The following is a 15,276-nucleotide window of genomic DNA, read 5'->3' as shown; positions in this document are numbered from 1 at the left end:
CCGCAGATGCGCCAGTGCGGGTCCGGACCGTCGTCAAGCTGCGTCAGCATGAGAGTGCACACGATGACAGGCCGACGTGGGCCAGTTCCCTACGCTGTAGTCCGTGACGCCTCGGCTGGGTGATCGTGTGAGGGTCGGCAAGGCGGAGAACAGGAACCGCGTCGCCGGCCCAAGGCCACCAAAGGTTTTTCGGGGGTGATCAGGCTTGGGGATAGAAGCGTTTCGTCCCCCGGCGTGATCCTCCAGCTGCATCGTCGCTTCTACGCGCCTGCTAGGTCCTGCGGGTCGTCAGGATCCTGCGCATGCCCAGCCTCTCAGCCCTCATCCTCAGCGCTTGCCTGTCCGGTTGCGTCGTTGCCGGGCTGTTCGTCCTGGCTGATGCCTCCGCCCGCACGCAGCTGCAGAACGCCGTGATCGCTTCTCGTGCGCCGCAGGGGGAGAGGAAGCCTGCACCTGCGCTATCCCGCAGGAAAGTTGCTCCCCTGGACAGGCAACGTCTGAGCGCAACCATCGCCATGATCAGCCACCCCGACGCCGAGTGAACCTGGATTCCCGCCTGTCACGACACTCGCAGCGGGGATCAACCCGGGTGCGGATGAGGTTGGCGTGTTTTGGAGGGCATCCCTCATGTCCGAGCTTCCCAAACCGCACGTCGATCCCATCGATCAAGGCGCGCAAGCCCGTGCTCATGGGCGCAAGCGCGAGTGCTGTCCCTACCCCGCCGGCTCCGAAAAGCGTGAGGCCTGGCTGGAGGGCTTCACGGGCATGCCGCGCGATCGGCCCAGGGATCTGCCGCTGAACTGAGCCCGGATCGGTACGTTCCTCTCAGGGTCCGCGTTGGCGACGGCAAGGGACATCCAGGGCTTAAAAGGGCCTGCTCAAGATCGAACACGTCTTTACCCGCACGGATCAGCACTGGCGCAGGGCCGTTGGCCGGACCTCCGGTGCGAGGTGTGTCGCAAAGACTTTTAGCGGAGAAAATCATGCCCCGGCGGAGGCGCGCTCCGGTTCGATGGGGCTATTTCGGTCTGCGAAGAGACGCCCGCCCGGCGCTCAATCTCCTGGTCCGTAAGAGGGGCAATGCCGCTGTTCTTGCCATTGAACAGAGCGAGTAAGTCGCGGCGCTTCTCGGCGTTGATCCGGCAAGCGTGTTCAGATCGGACAGGGGGCACTGGCTAAGATCTCAGCTGATCTTGCTCTGGCTTCTGTCCACTTTGGAGGGGCGCAGCTTCCTCCTTCAGCCGGGCGCTCATGCGCTCGATGTCGGCGCGCAGGGTGGCGAGGTTGATCCGGTACTCGTTGGGATCCTGACGAACCTCGTTACTAGCCCAAAACTCTATCCATGAGAGGCGGGCGCGAATGTCGTTGAGCGAACGCGCCGGCAGGGTGTTGCACAACTCCTCAACCACGTAGCAGCGGGCGTTCACGAACACCCAGGGATCACAATAGCGATCAATCGTGTAGCGATCGCCGATCAACTTCTCGCTGGCCTCGTACTCGGCCCAAGCTGCTGCCATGGTAGTCGGAAGGGGCCATGCCTCGGACACTGCCTTGCGGACGCTTGCCGGCATCGTATCGGGGCCATGAAGTTGGCCCCATCCATCGATCTCGTGGATGGTCTGCCACGTCTGGCCTGGGCCTAGTAGGAGCTCGCATGCAGCACGCAGCGCGGCCTCCATAGGGGTATCCGCGAACACCGCGTCCTCGGACCCATACTCCTCTACAAGGGTTGCAGCCTTGGTCTGACGCTTTGCCTCCCACTCCGCGCGCTCGGCTCGAAACTCGGGCGTGTTGAACAGGTCTTCGAAAAAGTTTGCTGGCTTCGGGATCGACACGTCCAACTTAGACACGGCCTCTCCCACCGTCATCCCTTCCGCCTTGGCCAGAGCTTCCATCCGGCCGGCGGCGCTCGCCTTTTCGCCTGTGCTATTGGTACAATCGTGAAGGGCGCGAACCTTGGCGAAGATTTCGAGGCCGGCCTTCATCAGGCGCCCCACTGCTGTTGACGGTGGAACGTGGCAATGTCCTGTTCCAAATGCTCGGAGCAGGCGGCACCATCATCGTCCTCGCTGGCCGGATCTGCTTGCACTGGTAACGCATCAGGTGCCGTGTTGGGGATCGCCAGTACGATTTCAGCCGCCTCGGGCTGGATGCGGTCCCGAAGCGTATGCTGATCACACGTGAGGCCCAGGAAAGAACGTTCGGTGGTCATCAGCATATGTCCTCAAGCGTTCTACGATAGGATTCGGCGGCTTCCTCCGCGGTCATCTCCCGAGTGATGGTCTCGACGGGTCCGCTGCCGCTGTGACCGGTGTGCGCGACCTTCGTCGCGATCCCGAGGTGACGGCCGAGCTCGACCAAGGCGGCAACCTTTGGGTGCAGCTTGATGGAGACAGTTCCGTCCCGGGTGCGCTTGATCTCCGCAATGGCCGCGGCGGCGCCGGCATCGAGTTCGGACCAATCTGTCAGGACGAGTTCGGTGGTCACCCGCGTGATCGGTACGCCATCGTCATCAAACTCCCCGGTCTCAGTCACGAGGGTCCGCCACTGGACGATTTCGCGGATGTCAACGAACCCTATCCGCATGAGCTCGGCCTGCAAGCGCGCGAGCGTGAGGCCGGTTCTGGCGGCGGCTTCGTCGAGATGGTCGTCGATGACCTTCCTGACATCCTGGCGCTTCAGGAGTTCATGGCCTTGTTCGCCAGCGCTGTCGGCTGCGTAACTGGCTGCGATCGCGGACTGCGTGGCGTTGCCCATCGTGGGGCCGACGAGATAGGCGTCGACAAACGCCCGATGCGCGGGGTTCAGTCTCACAGCGAAGCATTCCTCTCAATGCGATGGACAAGGGGAGCGGGGGTGCCGCTGCCAGGGGCAGGAACGGCCAGAGCCTGGGGCTTCGCAGCAGCACGCTTTGTGGGAGGCTCGCCCATCGCGCATCGGGCTCGAGTCAGCGAATTCGAGACGCGGCAGAGCGTCGAGTTCGCGACGGGCTTGCCAGCTACTAGGTCCGCGTGGAGCTCTTCCATCCGGACAGCCAAACCGCAGTAGCTCCGGCAGGCCTCCTGTACGGCCACGGTCATGGCCTCTACCCCGCCACGCTCGACGAACAGGGCCGCCAGGATGTCGGCATAGCGTCTGGATGCCTCAGTCGCGCCTCCGGCAATGCGGCGCAGGAACGGCCGCTTGCCGTTGGTCACGGCGCTCCGGTTGAAATCCTTCCGGGGGGACATGCCGTCGCCTCAGTGGAGAGCCTGAACCGACGCGCCGGCTCCGGCACTCGTCAGAACGGCATCGATGACAGGGAACATCTCATACTGCTGGTTATGGCCGCCGGTTTGGTCCGTGACCGTAACCGTATCCCTCCTGCGAGCTTCAGGACGACGCCTCGACCGGGGGGAACAGGGGTGCCCAGTGTGAGCGTCACCGCCTTGGAATACCCTATGAACTTCCGCAGTGCCGCCGGAAGAGATTGGCGTCGCCGGACCTCCGCCGAGCGCGATAGAGCCGCCCAACGCGGCGATGGCTGTGATGATCGCCTCGCCCGCGGCTTGGCCATAGGCACTATCCGCGTAGCTTCCGATCTGACGGACGACCGCCCCCTGCGTGAGGCTGAGAGCGAACACGCTGCCCGCCGTCGCAGGCGTCCCGCCTGGCCTCGGGGGCAGCTTCACCCGAGCAAGGACAAGGGAGAAGCCGTCAATGGTCCCAAAATTCCGAACGATGCTTGGCAAGGCAGTAATTCCTGAAAAATGCGCAGGCTCGCGATTGCGTTTCGCAGCGCTAAAGTTTTCTGATGAATGATAATGATCCAAAATTTGTATCAGTCAAGGCGCTATACGAACGCTATTGCCTCGACGGGTGGAGAAAGATTTGGAAGATACCTCAGTGAAACCGCGTACTCCTGAAATGAAATCTGAGTTCATCACAATCAAACGGAATGGTTCGTTTTGAAGGGCGACGAACGACTGTCGGAATAAAGGCAGTTTTCAAGTCAATCGCAGACAAGGCGAGTTGAACGGCTCAAAAGGCCGATTTCACGCTAGGAAAATCTTTAAGTAAATCAAACATCATGAAAACCCTGTCGAAAGTTGACAAACGCCGTCCTGACATCGCCCATCGTCGATGAGCGGAAACGAACGACTGAGCTAACCCGACGATGATCGGTCAACCGCTGAGATTTTGAGGCTTGGGATGGTCGAGGGAGCCGGCGGCGGCCACCACCGGCAAACTAGGCCCTACGGATCAGAACGAAGCCGGGACGGGCTCACGCGGTTCCGCAGCGGGACACGATCACTGCGCCCCAGGCGGCGCATCTGTGACCGGGGACCTGACGGCAATGATCCGGGAAGAAACCATCACCGTTCGGGATGACGCTGACCTGTGAGCCCGCGCAACATCTCGACGAAATGACTACACTCAATCCGACGAACTCAGTCAAGGCCAGATGACCGGCGTCTCAGACGCCATTCGCCAGGATAGCCCAGGAAAGCCATCTGTGTAGATTGGCTGCTCAGCATGGGATTTCGCGCTGAAGGCCGCCACGGGCCAACGTCGCGTAAGGACACGGCACCCTAAAGGCGCGCCGGCATTCCGTTCGATTGTGGAACCCCTCGACAACGGTTCGCCCCCTCAATTTCTCGATCAATCGCATTCGGATACTCGGCGATCCCGAGGAACGCCGCATGGACCACCTCGACGGGCATTCTGTGCAGGACGATGAGACGATGGAAGTCGGCGAACAGCATGGCGAGGATATCGACCCGCTTCGGTATGTGCAGGGTCACGTCCGGCCCGCCGCAGAAGTTCGAGAACGCCTCTGACCATCCAGTTCGATCCGGGTGCGGTCCGACTACGATCTGCCCGTCCGTCGTGGGGAAGCGGGCCGATTGGCTCGCCGGGGTGAATGCGACCATGGCGTTCAGGTAAGGGAATCGGCGGCTTCGGCTTCGTCACAGGGCGGGGTATCGAGAGGGTTCCACGCAGTGAAGATGATTGGATCGAGAGGGGCTGAGGGGTCTCCGAATGGGTCCGGTGCAGGACCGGGACAGGTGGGACAGGTTCCTTAGAAACCTGTCCCGTCCCGTCCCGGATGTCCCGCCCCTTTACGGACGGCCGAGACATCTGAGACAGACGGGACAAATGTCCCGCCCTGTCCCGCCTGTCCCAGGCTTCGGACTACGCTTCATCAATGAGCGAGCCAGACATAATCCTCACCTCCTATATCCCTGGAAACAATGAGCTTTTTTGAGACGGCGGCATCCCGAGCGCGATTGTAGGCCTTTCGTTTTGTGCCGGATCGGGTCTCCGCTTCGGCCGCCTCGGCGGGATAGCTCGCCATGAACTCTTCCCGAATTTTGGCGAGCGGGACCGCGACAACTCCGGGACCTTCCATCCCGAACGGACAGACCCTCGTCCCATGCTCTGCCAGGGCGTTGCGCACGGCATCTCGGAACGTCACGTTTGTCCATTTCGGTGCAGCCGCCTTCGGAGCCGGTGCCTCGACGGTTTCTTGCCACTCGACGACGCATGTCGTAATCGGATCGCCCTCGCTGGTCTCGCCGATGCGCACCTCATCGAGGATGTAGGGGATCGTGAAGCCGCTCCGGCCGCCACGTAGCTTGCGGACCGCCATCCGGGTGTTGCTCACATGACCGGCGTCGTCGCGGGTGCCCAGCATGGCTAGAACCACGTCTGCCCCTGCCTCCTTTGCAGAGGTCCCTCGGGTTCCGGACTCGACGGTTTTGCCGAAGTGGTCGACGCCCATGACGAAGGCGCCCGTCCGCCGGCTTAGAGCCGCCATCGCGTTCATGAGCTTCTGACCTTCGGCCGAGCTATTCTCGTCCTCGAACCCTGCGCCGGCTGCGATCGTGTCGATAATGATGAGCGCGAGGGGGAGGCCGAACGCCGCCTGCATGTGCGTCGAGGCCCGTTTCGCCAGGTCGGCCAACTCGTCGGCGGCCGTTTCATCGAGAAGGCGCGGGCATTCCTCTACCCACCCGAACGGAAGGCGCTCGCCCTCATCAATGCCGAGCTTGCGTTCGATCAGCCCGCGTAGGCGCGGGTTTATTTCGAACGCACCTTCAGGCGCGATGAACAGCACACCGCCGCGGCGAGATACCTTCCGCCCTGCGAAAGGAATGCCGGTCATCACCGATGCACTGAGGTCCAGGGCACCGAACGTCTTGCCGCTCCCCCACTGACCGGAAAGCAGCCCCGTACCAGTTTCAAAAACGAGGTCGCGCACGAGCCAAGCCCGATCCGCGTAGGGATCGGCATCCCCGTGCCATAGAAGGGCCGGCGTAGGCCTACGTGACGTCTGGACGGCGCCATCAGGTCTGGGCGACGTCTGACCGGCAGGCGCATCAAATCGACCTGCATCCTCGTCCAGGGTCGGTTCAGCGGACGACCCATGCTCGATCGAGTAACCTGACAGATCAGTCATGGTGCGCCCCTTTGATGAGGTCGTTCAGGTCCGCACCGGGGGTGTTCGGCGTGATGAGGAAGGTTTCAGAGCCGGCGGCCTGCCAGCTTGCGGCGCAGGTGCGAGCGGCGCGGAGGCCAGCCGGATCGTTGTCGACTGCGATCCAAAGGCATCCGATGCCGGACAGGACCGGAAAGGCCTTGATGCCGTCGGCCGAGATGAGCGACCACACGGGCGAGTTGCCGAACTCAAGGGTTCGCCGCATCGACAAGGTGGTCTCGATCCCCTCGCCAATGCCGAGACAGGTGGTGACCTCGGCATCCGCGGTGAGCTTCACAGCGCCGCCTTTGACCGGCCCAAGCGTCAGCCGGTCGTGTCCGTTCACCACCACCTTGCGGCCGAATGCATCGAGCACGGTGCGGTGGATCGCGACCGGTGCATCCGTCACCACGTCTCGGACGAGGGCGACCATGGCAGGCACCGTCTCTCGACCCCACGGGCACCGCGGGTGAAACCGCAGGGCCGCTCCCGCGATCTCGTCCGATAGATCGAGGCACCGGCCGCCCAAGTGCGCCTCAACCACCGTACCGCGGGGGTCGCGCGCTTCGTGCCATGTCGTCAGGGCGACTTCCTGCCGGTATTTGGTTTTAGCCAGAGCATCTCTTTCGGTACGCTCGCGAGTTTCCTGGCGGCGTCGAGCCTCGGCGGGATCGACGGGCTTACGATCGCGCCAACGGTCGCTGGCGAGGCCGAGAAGCGCCGCCACGTGATCGCGGCAAGCATCAAATGGGTCGCCTGCATAGGAGCGGACCACGAACCCGTCAGGGTGGTTCGCGGACAGTCCCACTTCGAGGCTATCGTCGCGGCGGCTATGCCCCGGACCAGGGCACCGAACTTCCGAGCCAATGACCTTGCCGCTGAGCGCGCGTGCGATGGCGTGGAGAGTGAGGCCGCCGCTCATCGCGCCGACCCTATGATTTGCACGGCGGGCGTACAATTTTCTGCCCTATGCCATTGAGCAGAATAGCAGTTTCGGATAGTGTGAATGGTAGTCCGCCGACCAAAGCAGACCCTTTTCAGACCTCCGAGCGTTCCCGCGCTCGGGGGTCCTTTATTTGTTCGAGGCATGTTCTGAGACCCCTGGGGGTCGGCGCCGTCGCCGTGAGGATGTGATTTGCTCGGACAGCCATTCCGCCCGAGGTGACAGGGCTGGATCAGGCTGCGTTTGCCGTCTCGCCTGCGGTCGGCGCTTTCGGCTGTGGCGGCTTCGCACCCTTGCGCAGGAAGCCGATCAGGCTCGGAACGCTGATGAGGACGCGTCCTCCGACTTTCGATGTCTCAATTTCACCAGACGTAATGATGCGACGAAGCTGCGAGAGGCTTAGACTTGAATGCGCTGATGCCTCATCAAGCGAGGTATACAGACGCTCCGAGAAAGAAAGTTCGGTCTTAGCGGCCATAATTTCTACTCCAATGAGGTAGATACTTTGCATGAAGCAACATGGCGGTCAACCTTACTTTAGTAAATCAGATTACAAGCGGTTTGACTGAGATGATCATGAGATTATAGATGATCAAACAGTCATTGGATGTCAAACCAAGTCATTCTGACGGCTTTCAGATCTTAACCACTTCACAAACAAAACCCCGCGACAGTCATTGACCGGGCGGGGCTGTTCATTTGCGATGCGCAGAGTGCTCTTCGGTTCAGTCGTCGCCGTAGAGTAGTGGCGTAGGGTGCGCCCGCGCGATCCGGAGCGTTTGCAGCACGGTCTCCGCAATCGTCGCTGCGTCCTGTTCGAGGGACTCGGTGCGTTCAGCCGAGGCAGTGATAGAAACGATCAGGCTGTCAGCGATCCCATCGCTCTTGATCCAAACCTTCGCGACCCATGCTTGCGCGTCCTGCTGCGTGAGCATTGAAACCACTCGAAGGACACCGACCTCGCCGTGAGTACGCTCCTCTGCATACCCGCCCTCTAGGGCGACCGCTTTGGGACGCCGGCCGTTCAGGTCGATGACTTCCGCAGCCATTTCAGTGCTCCCGCTCAGAGAACCCGGCATGCCCCGCCGGGAGGGCGCCACCCGCGACCGCGAGAACGGCCATGATGATCGAGCGTAGGTCCGAATGCACGTCGTCACCCTCGTCGAGGCAGCGCTCGTGCTTGACCGTGAGGGCTAAGGCCAGCGCCTCCAAGCCCTTCATGCCCCGTGGAAGATCGAGGCTGACAATCTTGGCTGCGAGCACGCCGGCTCTGCAAAACGCCGCCTCCTCACGAGCGAACGCGGCCGGGGTCGCTTCTCTCTGGATCGCATCACGGGCTGACACGTGCTCGTCGAATGCGTCCAGGGTGCGGGGTAAGAGCAGTTCGTGAATGTCGACCGAGGGGCCCGGCGTCATGGAGGCGTTACCGGTGCCACGGCGGGTGGAATGAGGTACGGGAGATGCAGCCATTACGCGCTCCTGAGGCGTGTGGTGGTTAGGCCGGGGTACGGTCTGATCACCGTTCCTCGGCCGTAAAAAGACAAAAAAACTGTCGCTTGACTATAAAATACGCCTTATCGCCTTATCGCGTGATTGCGGCAACGGTCACCTGACGATAATTCAATCGTATGATACCATTTCATTGCCGAACCGCGCGGTCAGCGCTTGGCTGGAGCATCAGCGATTGCGCTAAGATCGCAGGCATCAGCACTTCGACGATTCACCGCTTTGAACAGACTCAGGCCGCCCCGCATCCTTCGAGCTTGTCTGCCCTCAGACGAGCTTTCGAAGAGGCGGGTGTGATTTTTCTCGATGAAGATAGAGCGGCGGGCCTCGGGCCGGGGATTCGTCTGCGTTCGTCAGGATACCCGGTGTCAGGCTCCTAGAAACAGCGTTTTTGCTACAATAGATTTCCGTTCATATTTTCCCGACAGAAAAGCGGCGTTTTACGGCGTACTTCGGAACGCATCTGCTAATGTCGAGAAAACGATCGTTTTGCCGACACTCCGAGAAGCCTCCTCGTCAGCAGGCACATTTTAACGATGGCCCGCGTTTGGATTGTGGGTCCGCATGACACGCCGATAGACTTCCAGGTACCGGTTGGTCATCGCCTCCGCATCGAAAAGTGTCTCTGCCCGCTCCCGGCAGGCGCGGCGCGACAAGCCAGTAGCCTCGCGGATCGCACGCCCAAGATCGTCGGCATCGTTGGGTTTGGCTAGCCGTCCGCAAGTGACGTCAAGGATGTGGGGGATCGCACCGCGGCGGAAGGCTGCGACCGGTGTTCCGCAGGCGAGAGCCTCAGCGACCACGAGGCCAAACGGCTCCTCCCAGCATGGTGAGACGATCGCCACGCGCGCTTGGCCGATCTGACGGGCAAGGTCACGATGCGAGAGGTGTCCGAGGTCGATCAGATGCGGCCCAAGGCGCGGCGCGATCTCTGCCGCCCAATAGACCGGGTCAAGTTTCGGTCCGGCAAAATGCATCGGCAGGCCCGCAGCTCGTGCCGCGTCGATGGCAAGGTGTAGTCCCTTCTCCGGGACGATGCGGCCCGACCAGATCGCATAGGAAGAGGCTTTGGGAGCGGCGTTGTAGGCGAAGGTCGAGAGGTCGATACCGTTGCCGACCACCTGCGCGTTGGGCACGATCTTGGACCATTCCTGCGCCAGCGATGACGACACCGCCAGGAACGTCATCCCAGGTGCCGCAGCCTTCACTCCGCCAACGAAGGTATCGAACGGCGATATATGAAGGACCGTCACCCATGGCAGGTTCATCCCGGCGCTCGCTCGCAGAGGCAGGTCATCCAAGGCGTTGTTGTGAACGAGATCGAAGTCCCCGGCACGGATCAGGTCCATCATTGCCAGATAGGCCGCGCGTTCGACATGGTGGATCGCGACCTCGTGCTCGTCGTCACTCTCCAGAGCAATACCAGTCGGGTCGCACATTACGGTCGGATCGAGGTCGGGATCGGAACCGGCGCTGGCGAAGAGAGTGACCACATGTCCGCGACGTTGCAGTGTCTGGACAAGCAGATGGGTGTGCATCTCCAGGCCCCCAGCATAGGGCTCGGCGATCGGATATTTAAGGTGAGCGACGACGGCGATCTTCACGCGAGAATTTGGCCCTGTCGCTACTACAAGCAAAACTGCTGGAACGCTCGGCATCTAAACAGCAGAATGTGAAGATGCCGTGTTGATGCCAGCCATAAACAAACCCAATCCAGCCAGCTGCGGGTAAATCCCAAATCCACGAACGTCCGCATTTGTGCGAACCATCACGTGAGCAAAGCCGTTCCTCGCGGGCAACGGCCGATCGTTCGGCCTCGCTGCTTAGGTGAGGAACTGATGCTAGATCGTCCGATTGTCGGCCTTGCTCTTTGGCTCTCTAAGCCGCTTGGGTTCTTGGCAACCTGCTTCACAGTTGCCCTCGGCCTGGGAGCGGGCGCCATCCTTAACTTCAACGATCACTGGGCACTCGTCTTCAATTTGTTCCTTTCAATCGCTGCCATGCTCTTGGCAGGCGTTATCCTTGTGGCGGGAGCCAGGGATACCGCAGCCATACAGATCAAGCTCGATGAGCTTATCCGCGTCATTGAGCAAGCAGACGACCGCTTAGTTGGGATCGAAGAAAAAAGCGGCGAGGAATTGGAGCTGATCAAAAAGAATAGGGCTTTGTCCGCACCCGAAGGTATGTCGGACCTTGAAAGAGTGCGAAACTAAGCGTCTTGTAAGCTTAGCTGTTTTCATAATTGCTGGGTGACACGCCGCTCTCACTCAACAGAGCCTTGCACAAGAAGCTTCACGGACATCGACGGGGCACCATCCTGGATTGATGACAATCTCTGGTCGCATCCGTAGTGCATCTGTACCCAGGAACGTCCCATACTTCGGCTTACGCGAACGGCTCCACATCGGCTCGACCGCGCTGCGTCCAAAATCCCAAGCTTTTGAAGGCCAGGCCGCCTTTCCTGATGAGTTTAAACGTCAGGTTTTGAGTTTGTTTGGCCGGCTGACTGCGCTCCCCTGCCTTCGAGTTGTGCCCTGAGCGAAGCGGCCTTAACGAGCGGAGCGGCCTCACGTCCCAGAACTGATGCCGTAGGGGAGGATCTTCATGCCACATTCAACGTTCAGGCACGCGCTCATGATGAGCGTCGCTTTCGCCCTAACAACCGGTGTCCCGGCGTTTGCTGAAGAACCCTCGACCGCCGAGCAGACCATCGATGTCATGAACAAGCTGTTTGGCAAGCATGAGGGCTTGCGAGCCAACCACGCCAAGGGCGTGGTGGCTGAGGGCAGCTTCACGCCCTCCGCGGAGGCTGCCAAGGTCAGCAAGGCGTCCCTGTTCCAGGGCCCAGCCGTGCCGGTGACGATCCGCTTCTCGGATGCAACGGGCATCCCCACCATCTCGGATGGCGCAGCCAATGCCAACCCACACGGCATGTCGCTGAAGTTCAAGCTGAGCGACGGCTCCGACTTGGACGTTGTCGTCAACGCTCTCAAGTACTTCCCCGTGGCCACGGGCGAGGAGTTTCGTGACCTCCTGAAAGCGGCCTCTGAGAGTGGGCCCGATGCCGCACACCCGACGGCCCTGGAGCGCTTTGTAGAAACTCATCCCGCCGCCGCAACGGCTGGTAAGACAGCCAAGACCCCATCGAGCTTCGCGCGCCAGACCTATAACGGCGTCAACGCTTTCATCTTCATCGACAAGGCCGGCAAGCGGCAGCCCTTCCGGTTCCGTTTTGTCCCGGTCGACGGTGAGGAAATCCTGACGTCTGAGGAAGCGGCCAAGCGCGGTCCGAACTACCTGATGGAGGAGATTGGCCCTCGCCTTGCCAAGGAGCCGGCGCGCTTCCGGGTGCTGGCACAGCTGGCCGAGTCTGGTGACCCAACAAACGACGCCACAAAGCCCTGGCCGGACGAGCGTAAGACGCTCGATCTCGGCACTCTGACGGTGACCCAGGCCGTGGCTGACAGCGCAGAGGCCCAGAAGGCGCTGTTGTTCATGCCGAACGCGCTCACCGATGGCATCGAGGTGTCAGACGATCCACTGATCGATGCGCGCGTGCAGGCTTACGCGGTCTCCTTCAGCCGACGCTCGCAATGAGGTGAGGCGCTCGACCTCGCTGAGCGTGCGGAGGACTTCCCCCTCCTATGGCTCAGCGGGTCGTACCCGGGGCGGGTGAGGCCGAGTTGCCCGCAGGCGACGACGTGCCTGCAGCTCCACTGCTGCCCGTTGCTGGATTGGTGCCGCTGGCGCTGGTACGGGCGCCATCCTGAGTGGCTCCGGTGCCGGTCAGTCCGCCCGCTCCTAAGCTCTGGGTAGAAGCGCCAGCGTCGCCGCGGCCACCGGCCTGTTCGGCGCCTGTATCATTGTTGGCGCTGCCTTGAGCGAGAACGATACCTGTGACGCTTGCGAGGATCGCACTTGCGAGCAGGGGCGCGCGAAGATCCGCTTTCATGGTGCCTCCGATGGTGAGCCTTGCAGCACGCGAATGGTGCATCGTGGACAAACAAAGCCCGCCGAGAGGACGTTCCAGAGGGCACGACTGGGCGCACGGGCCGGTTGCCAATGCTCGCACGATGAGGCAACGGGCGATGATCCCGTGGGCCGACCTCCCGAACGTTGGCAATGGTCGCGTGGGTGATCTCGCTGCCTTCCTCGTCGTAGGCCAGACGTGGATCGCACAGGTGGCGCGGGACCGGCGGCCTCCTCCCGATGACGCGCACAGCTATCCCAGGAGCGCTAGACCGCCAGACACGAGCATGAGAGCATCATCGGGACTAGGGGAAAATAGGTTGGACACCGGGCCAAGCTAGGAAATATCTGCGATGCAGCTATTGCCCAGACTGTCGCGCCGGTGGTCGCCCCCACCCCTACGGCTTTACCGCTTCATTGAGGGGTGCAGCTCAAAAAGATCGCAAGTTCATTGACTCATGGTGCCGGAGCATCCTTCGATGCTGCTCATCCACCTGGAGGGTAGTAGGTTGAACGAAGAACTCAGGGATATCGAAGACAAACTTGACGGACTGAGACTTGTTCTTGCGATGACACTCGACATGCTTCCGGAAGGTGAGGTGCGGGAGCGATTGCACCTCCTTGAGGAAACCACCCGTAAGAAGAACATGCCCACCGAGACCATCGCGGTGGTGCGTGAGTTCTGCGAGAAGTGGGAAGCCTAGTCGGGGGTTCGCATAAGGCAATTTACGGCTGGGATCGCGATTTTGTTAGTATTCGTTCGCTAAGAGGCGGCTTTGGGATCATATGACGTGATGGGGGCGACCATGTTGGATGCGTACAGCCCCGACGAGTGAAAAACGTACTTTGACGCCGTAGCCGTGGGCCTAGTCGCTAAGCCCCACACAGCGCGGCGCCGGGCGCGGGACATGGCGAAGCTCTGCCCTTACGCTGACATCGCCGAAGCCGGGCTGGCGAAGGTCAAAGCCGCCGTTGCAGCCCATGTCGACATGGTTGGCCCTAAAGACTGCGCCAAATGGCATTAGCGGAGCGCTCGCGGGCTAAGGCGTTGATTTGGTTACATGACTGCTCGAAATACCTCGCGGCCGTCTTGGGTGTGATCAGCATTCGAAAAGGACCCACCTACTTCGCTCTAGATCAAGCACTTAGCACGCCGAACGGCATCTAATTCGGCTTTTGGATCCCAGCCAAAAGCGCCTTTCGGCTAAAATGGAGCGTAGCTTTTCCTCTGGATTAGGTCTGGCTTGTGTTGTCAGCAGCTTCGACGCTGTCCAGCAGTTCCTCGGCGCTCATCCAAAGTACACCTGCCTCCGAGTGGATAGCGTGCGCGATCAGACCCATGCCGGTCTTCGTCTTCGCGGCGTCGAGTGCTTTCTCAGAGCTGTCGTGCTCCTCGTGGTTCCATTGTCCGCTCACCTGGTTGGTGCTGTCGCCCCACTCCAAAACCCACATTGCAGCCTCCGCTTACTCGCGAGAAGCGATCAGCGTGCCATTGTGGTTCCAGCAGGTCGTCGCAGCGTCCGAAGGTGCAGCCTCGCGGAGCGCCGCTATGAGGCAGCGGCCTGTCAGGCTGGCTTTTCTAATCCCTCACACGAAAACGGCGAGGCTTTCGCCCTGCCGCGTACACATCAGATCGATGAAAGCCTCAGTAGGCCAGCGGCTCGCCGCGCGGGCCGTAGTGCCGAGCTGCACCCGGGGTGTAGCCATCATCCGTCCGAAGCTCAGGCAGCCGAACGGAAAGCTGGCCACCGCGTGCCGTGCTGATCGATCCGGTGGTGATGTCGTCATAGGAGCGGGTGTTCTGGAAGCCGCCCGGTGCGGCAGCGGCCGGGATGCCAGCTGGTGCCGTATAGCTCTGAGCCAAAGCGGGCGAAGCAACTGCGCCAACGCTCATGACGAGGGCGGCAACGGCGGTAGCGATACGAGTGCTCATGGCACGATCCAATCAGGTCTGCGCGGTCTCCGTCGAATGGCGGCTGGCCGTGAATTCTTGTCTGATCCTGAGATGGGTACGCCGGGACCGGAACGCCGTGCCGTTCGGCACCCTCTCATCAAACCGACATTTCGCGCCCAGGAGCACTATCCGATGATCCGCCCACGGACGACCGTGCCCTTCTCCGCGGCGCCTCCCGGATCCGAAGCAGCACCTCCCCTGCCGTGGCAGGAGTCGGACCAGGGCAACCGGCCGGATGAAGCGGCCATGCGGGATGGCCCTCTCGAAGCCCCTAACCCTCCTGATCTACTTTTGAACAATGTACAAAATCTACGGGCTTCTATTGTGGCCTTAATCCCTGCGAGCCTAGAGCGTTTTCCACGATCCCTGAGTCGTTGCGGCGAGGTGAGCGTTGATCCCTGAAGGTTCGTCAGGGAGATCGCCATGGCCCGTGCCTACAGTCAC

18 protein-coding genes are annotated in these 15,276 nt (G+C 61.3%); 5 read left to right on the top strand and 13 right to left on the bottom strand.

Features of this window, described 5'->3' with window-relative positions; translation table 11 throughout:
- The first annotated feature begins 302 nt into the window (after positions 1 to 302).
- Both ASF57_RS10545 and ASF57_RS26410 read left to right on the top strand, forming a co-directional pair.
- Positions 303 to 542, top strand: a complete 240-nt coding sequence (locus tag ASF57_RS10545) for a hypothetical protein (RefSeq protein ID WP_056482918.1) — start codon at positions 303 to 305, stop codon at positions 540 to 542.
- Between the two features lie 85 nt (positions 543 to 627).
- A complete protein-coding gene (locus tag ASF57_RS26410; protein WP_200935851.1) occupies positions 628 to 804 on the top strand; it encodes an Rmf/CrpP family protein in 177 nt (58 codons plus the stop codon).
- A 371-nt stretch (positions 805 to 1,175) separates the two neighbouring features.
- On the opposite strand, the gene ASF57_RS10540 is transcribed toward ASF57_RS26410, so the two are convergent.
- From ASF57_RS10540 to ASF57_RS10485, 11 genes are all read right to left on the bottom strand, one after another.
- On the bottom strand, positions 1,176 to 1,985 hold the full coding sequence (locus ASF57_RS10540) for a hypothetical protein (RefSeq protein WP_156376070.1): 810 nt from the start codon (positions 1,983 to 1,985) through the stop codon (positions 1,176 to 1,178).
- Positions 1,985 to 2,212 carry a hypothetical protein gene (locus ASF57_RS10535; protein ID WP_156376069.1) on the bottom strand — a complete coding sequence of 76 codons (228 nt, stop codon included), beginning with the start codon at positions 2,210 to 2,212 and terminating at the stop codon, positions 1,985 to 1,987. Before ASF57_RS10535 ends, ASF57_RS10540 begins: the two co-directional genes overlap by 1 nt.
- Positions 2,212 to 2,814: a terminase small subunit gene (locus tag ASF57_RS10530; RefSeq protein ID WP_056482910.1), complete on the bottom strand. Its 603-nt coding sequence runs from the start codon at positions 2,812 to 2,814 to the stop codon at positions 2,212 to 2,214. Before ASF57_RS10530 ends, ASF57_RS10535 begins: the two co-directional genes overlap by 1 nt.
- Positions 2,811 to 3,197: a hypothetical protein gene (locus tag ASF57_RS10525; protein ID WP_156376068.1), complete on the bottom strand. Its 387-nt coding sequence runs from the start codon at positions 3,195 to 3,197 to the stop codon at positions 2,811 to 2,813. The genes ASF57_RS10530 and ASF57_RS10525 overlap by 4 nt, the downstream gene beginning before the upstream one ends.
- Positions 3,198 to 4,571: 1,374 nt before the next feature.
- Complete coding sequence (locus ASF57_RS10515) at positions 4,572 to 4,913, bottom strand: hypothetical protein (RefSeq protein ID WP_056482900.1); 342 nt, start codon at positions 4,911 to 4,913, stop codon at positions 4,572 to 4,574.
- Between the two features lie 272 nt (positions 4,914 to 5,185).
- Positions 5,186 to 6,442 carry an AAA family ATPase gene (locus ASF57_RS10510; protein ID WP_082503843.1) on the bottom strand — a complete coding sequence of 419 codons (1,257 nt, stop codon included), beginning with the start codon at positions 6,440 to 6,442 and terminating at the stop codon, positions 5,186 to 5,188.
- Positions 6,435 to 7,382: a toprim domain-containing protein gene (locus ASF57_RS24630; RefSeq protein WP_082503842.1), complete on the bottom strand. Its 948-nt coding sequence runs from the start codon at positions 7,380 to 7,382 to the stop codon at positions 6,435 to 6,437. The genes ASF57_RS10510 and ASF57_RS24630 overlap by 8 nt, the downstream gene beginning before the upstream one ends.
- Positions 7,383 to 7,635: 253 nt before the next feature.
- On the bottom strand, positions 7,636 to 7,881 hold the full coding sequence (locus ASF57_RS25610; protein ID WP_156376067.1) for a hypothetical protein: 246 nt from the start codon (positions 7,879 to 7,881) through the stop codon (positions 7,636 to 7,638).
- Between the two features lie 247 nt (positions 7,882 to 8,128).
- Positions 8,129 to 8,452, bottom strand: a complete 324-nt coding sequence (locus ASF57_RS10495) for a hypothetical protein (protein WP_056482887.1) — start codon at positions 8,450 to 8,452, stop codon at positions 8,129 to 8,131.
- A gap of 1 nt (position 8,453) precedes the next feature.
- Positions 8,454 to 8,819: a hypothetical protein gene (locus ASF57_RS10490; protein WP_056482884.1), complete on the bottom strand. Its 366-nt coding sequence runs from the start codon at positions 8,817 to 8,819 to the stop codon at positions 8,454 to 8,456.
- A gap of 620 nt (positions 8,820 to 9,439) precedes the next feature.
- Positions 9,440 to 10,513: a glycosyltransferase family 4 protein gene (locus tag ASF57_RS10485; protein ID WP_056482881.1), complete on the bottom strand. Its 1,074-nt coding sequence runs from the start codon at positions 10,511 to 10,513 to the stop codon at positions 9,440 to 9,442.
- 168 nt (positions 10,514 to 10,681) lie between these two features.
- Here ASF57_RS10485 and ASF57_RS10480 point away from each other — a divergent pair, with 168 nt between their 5' ends.
- From ASF57_RS10480 to ASF57_RS10470, 3 genes are all read left to right on the top strand, one after another.
- Positions 10,682 to 11,122 carry a low affinity iron permease family protein gene (locus ASF57_RS10480; protein WP_244476902.1) on the top strand — a complete coding sequence of 147 codons (441 nt, stop codon included), beginning with the start codon at positions 10,682 to 10,684 and terminating at the stop codon, positions 11,120 to 11,122.
- A gap of 421 nt (positions 11,123 to 11,543) precedes the next feature.
- A complete protein-coding gene (locus ASF57_RS10475) occupies positions 11,544 to 12,506 on the top strand; it encodes a catalase family peroxidase (RefSeq protein WP_244476901.1) in 963 nt (320 codons plus the stop codon).
- An 851-nt stretch (positions 12,507 to 13,357) separates the two neighbouring features.
- Positions 13,358 to 13,582, top strand: coding sequence for a hypothetical protein (locus ASF57_RS10470; RefSeq protein WP_156376065.1), 225 nt, complete (start codon positions 13,358 to 13,360; stop codon positions 13,580 to 13,582).
- Positions 13,583 to 14,111: 529 nt separating this feature from the next.
- Here the strand turns inward: ASF57_RS10470 and ASF57_RS10465 are convergent.
- Both ASF57_RS10465 and ASF57_RS25600 read right to left on the bottom strand, forming a co-directional pair.
- The gene (locus ASF57_RS10465) at positions 14,112 to 14,330 is read right to left on the bottom strand and encodes a hypothetical protein (protein ID WP_056482868.1); all 219 of its coding nucleotides are present in this window, start codon (positions 14,328 to 14,330) and stop codon (positions 14,112 to 14,114) included.
- A gap of 193 nt (positions 14,331 to 14,523) precedes the next feature.
- The gene (locus ASF57_RS25600) at positions 14,524 to 14,811 is read right to left on the bottom strand and encodes a hypothetical protein (RefSeq protein WP_156376064.1); all 288 of its coding nucleotides are present in this window, start codon (positions 14,809 to 14,811) and stop codon (positions 14,524 to 14,526) included.
- Positions 14,812 to 15,276 lie beyond the last annotated feature (465 nt).

Source organism: Methylobacterium sp. Leaf117 (genome assembly GCF_001422985.1).
Lineage (GTDB): Bacteria > Pseudomonadota > Alphaproteobacteria > Rhizobiales > Beijerinckiaceae > Methylobacterium.
This window is presented reverse-complemented; position numbering and strand designations above follow the sequence as displayed.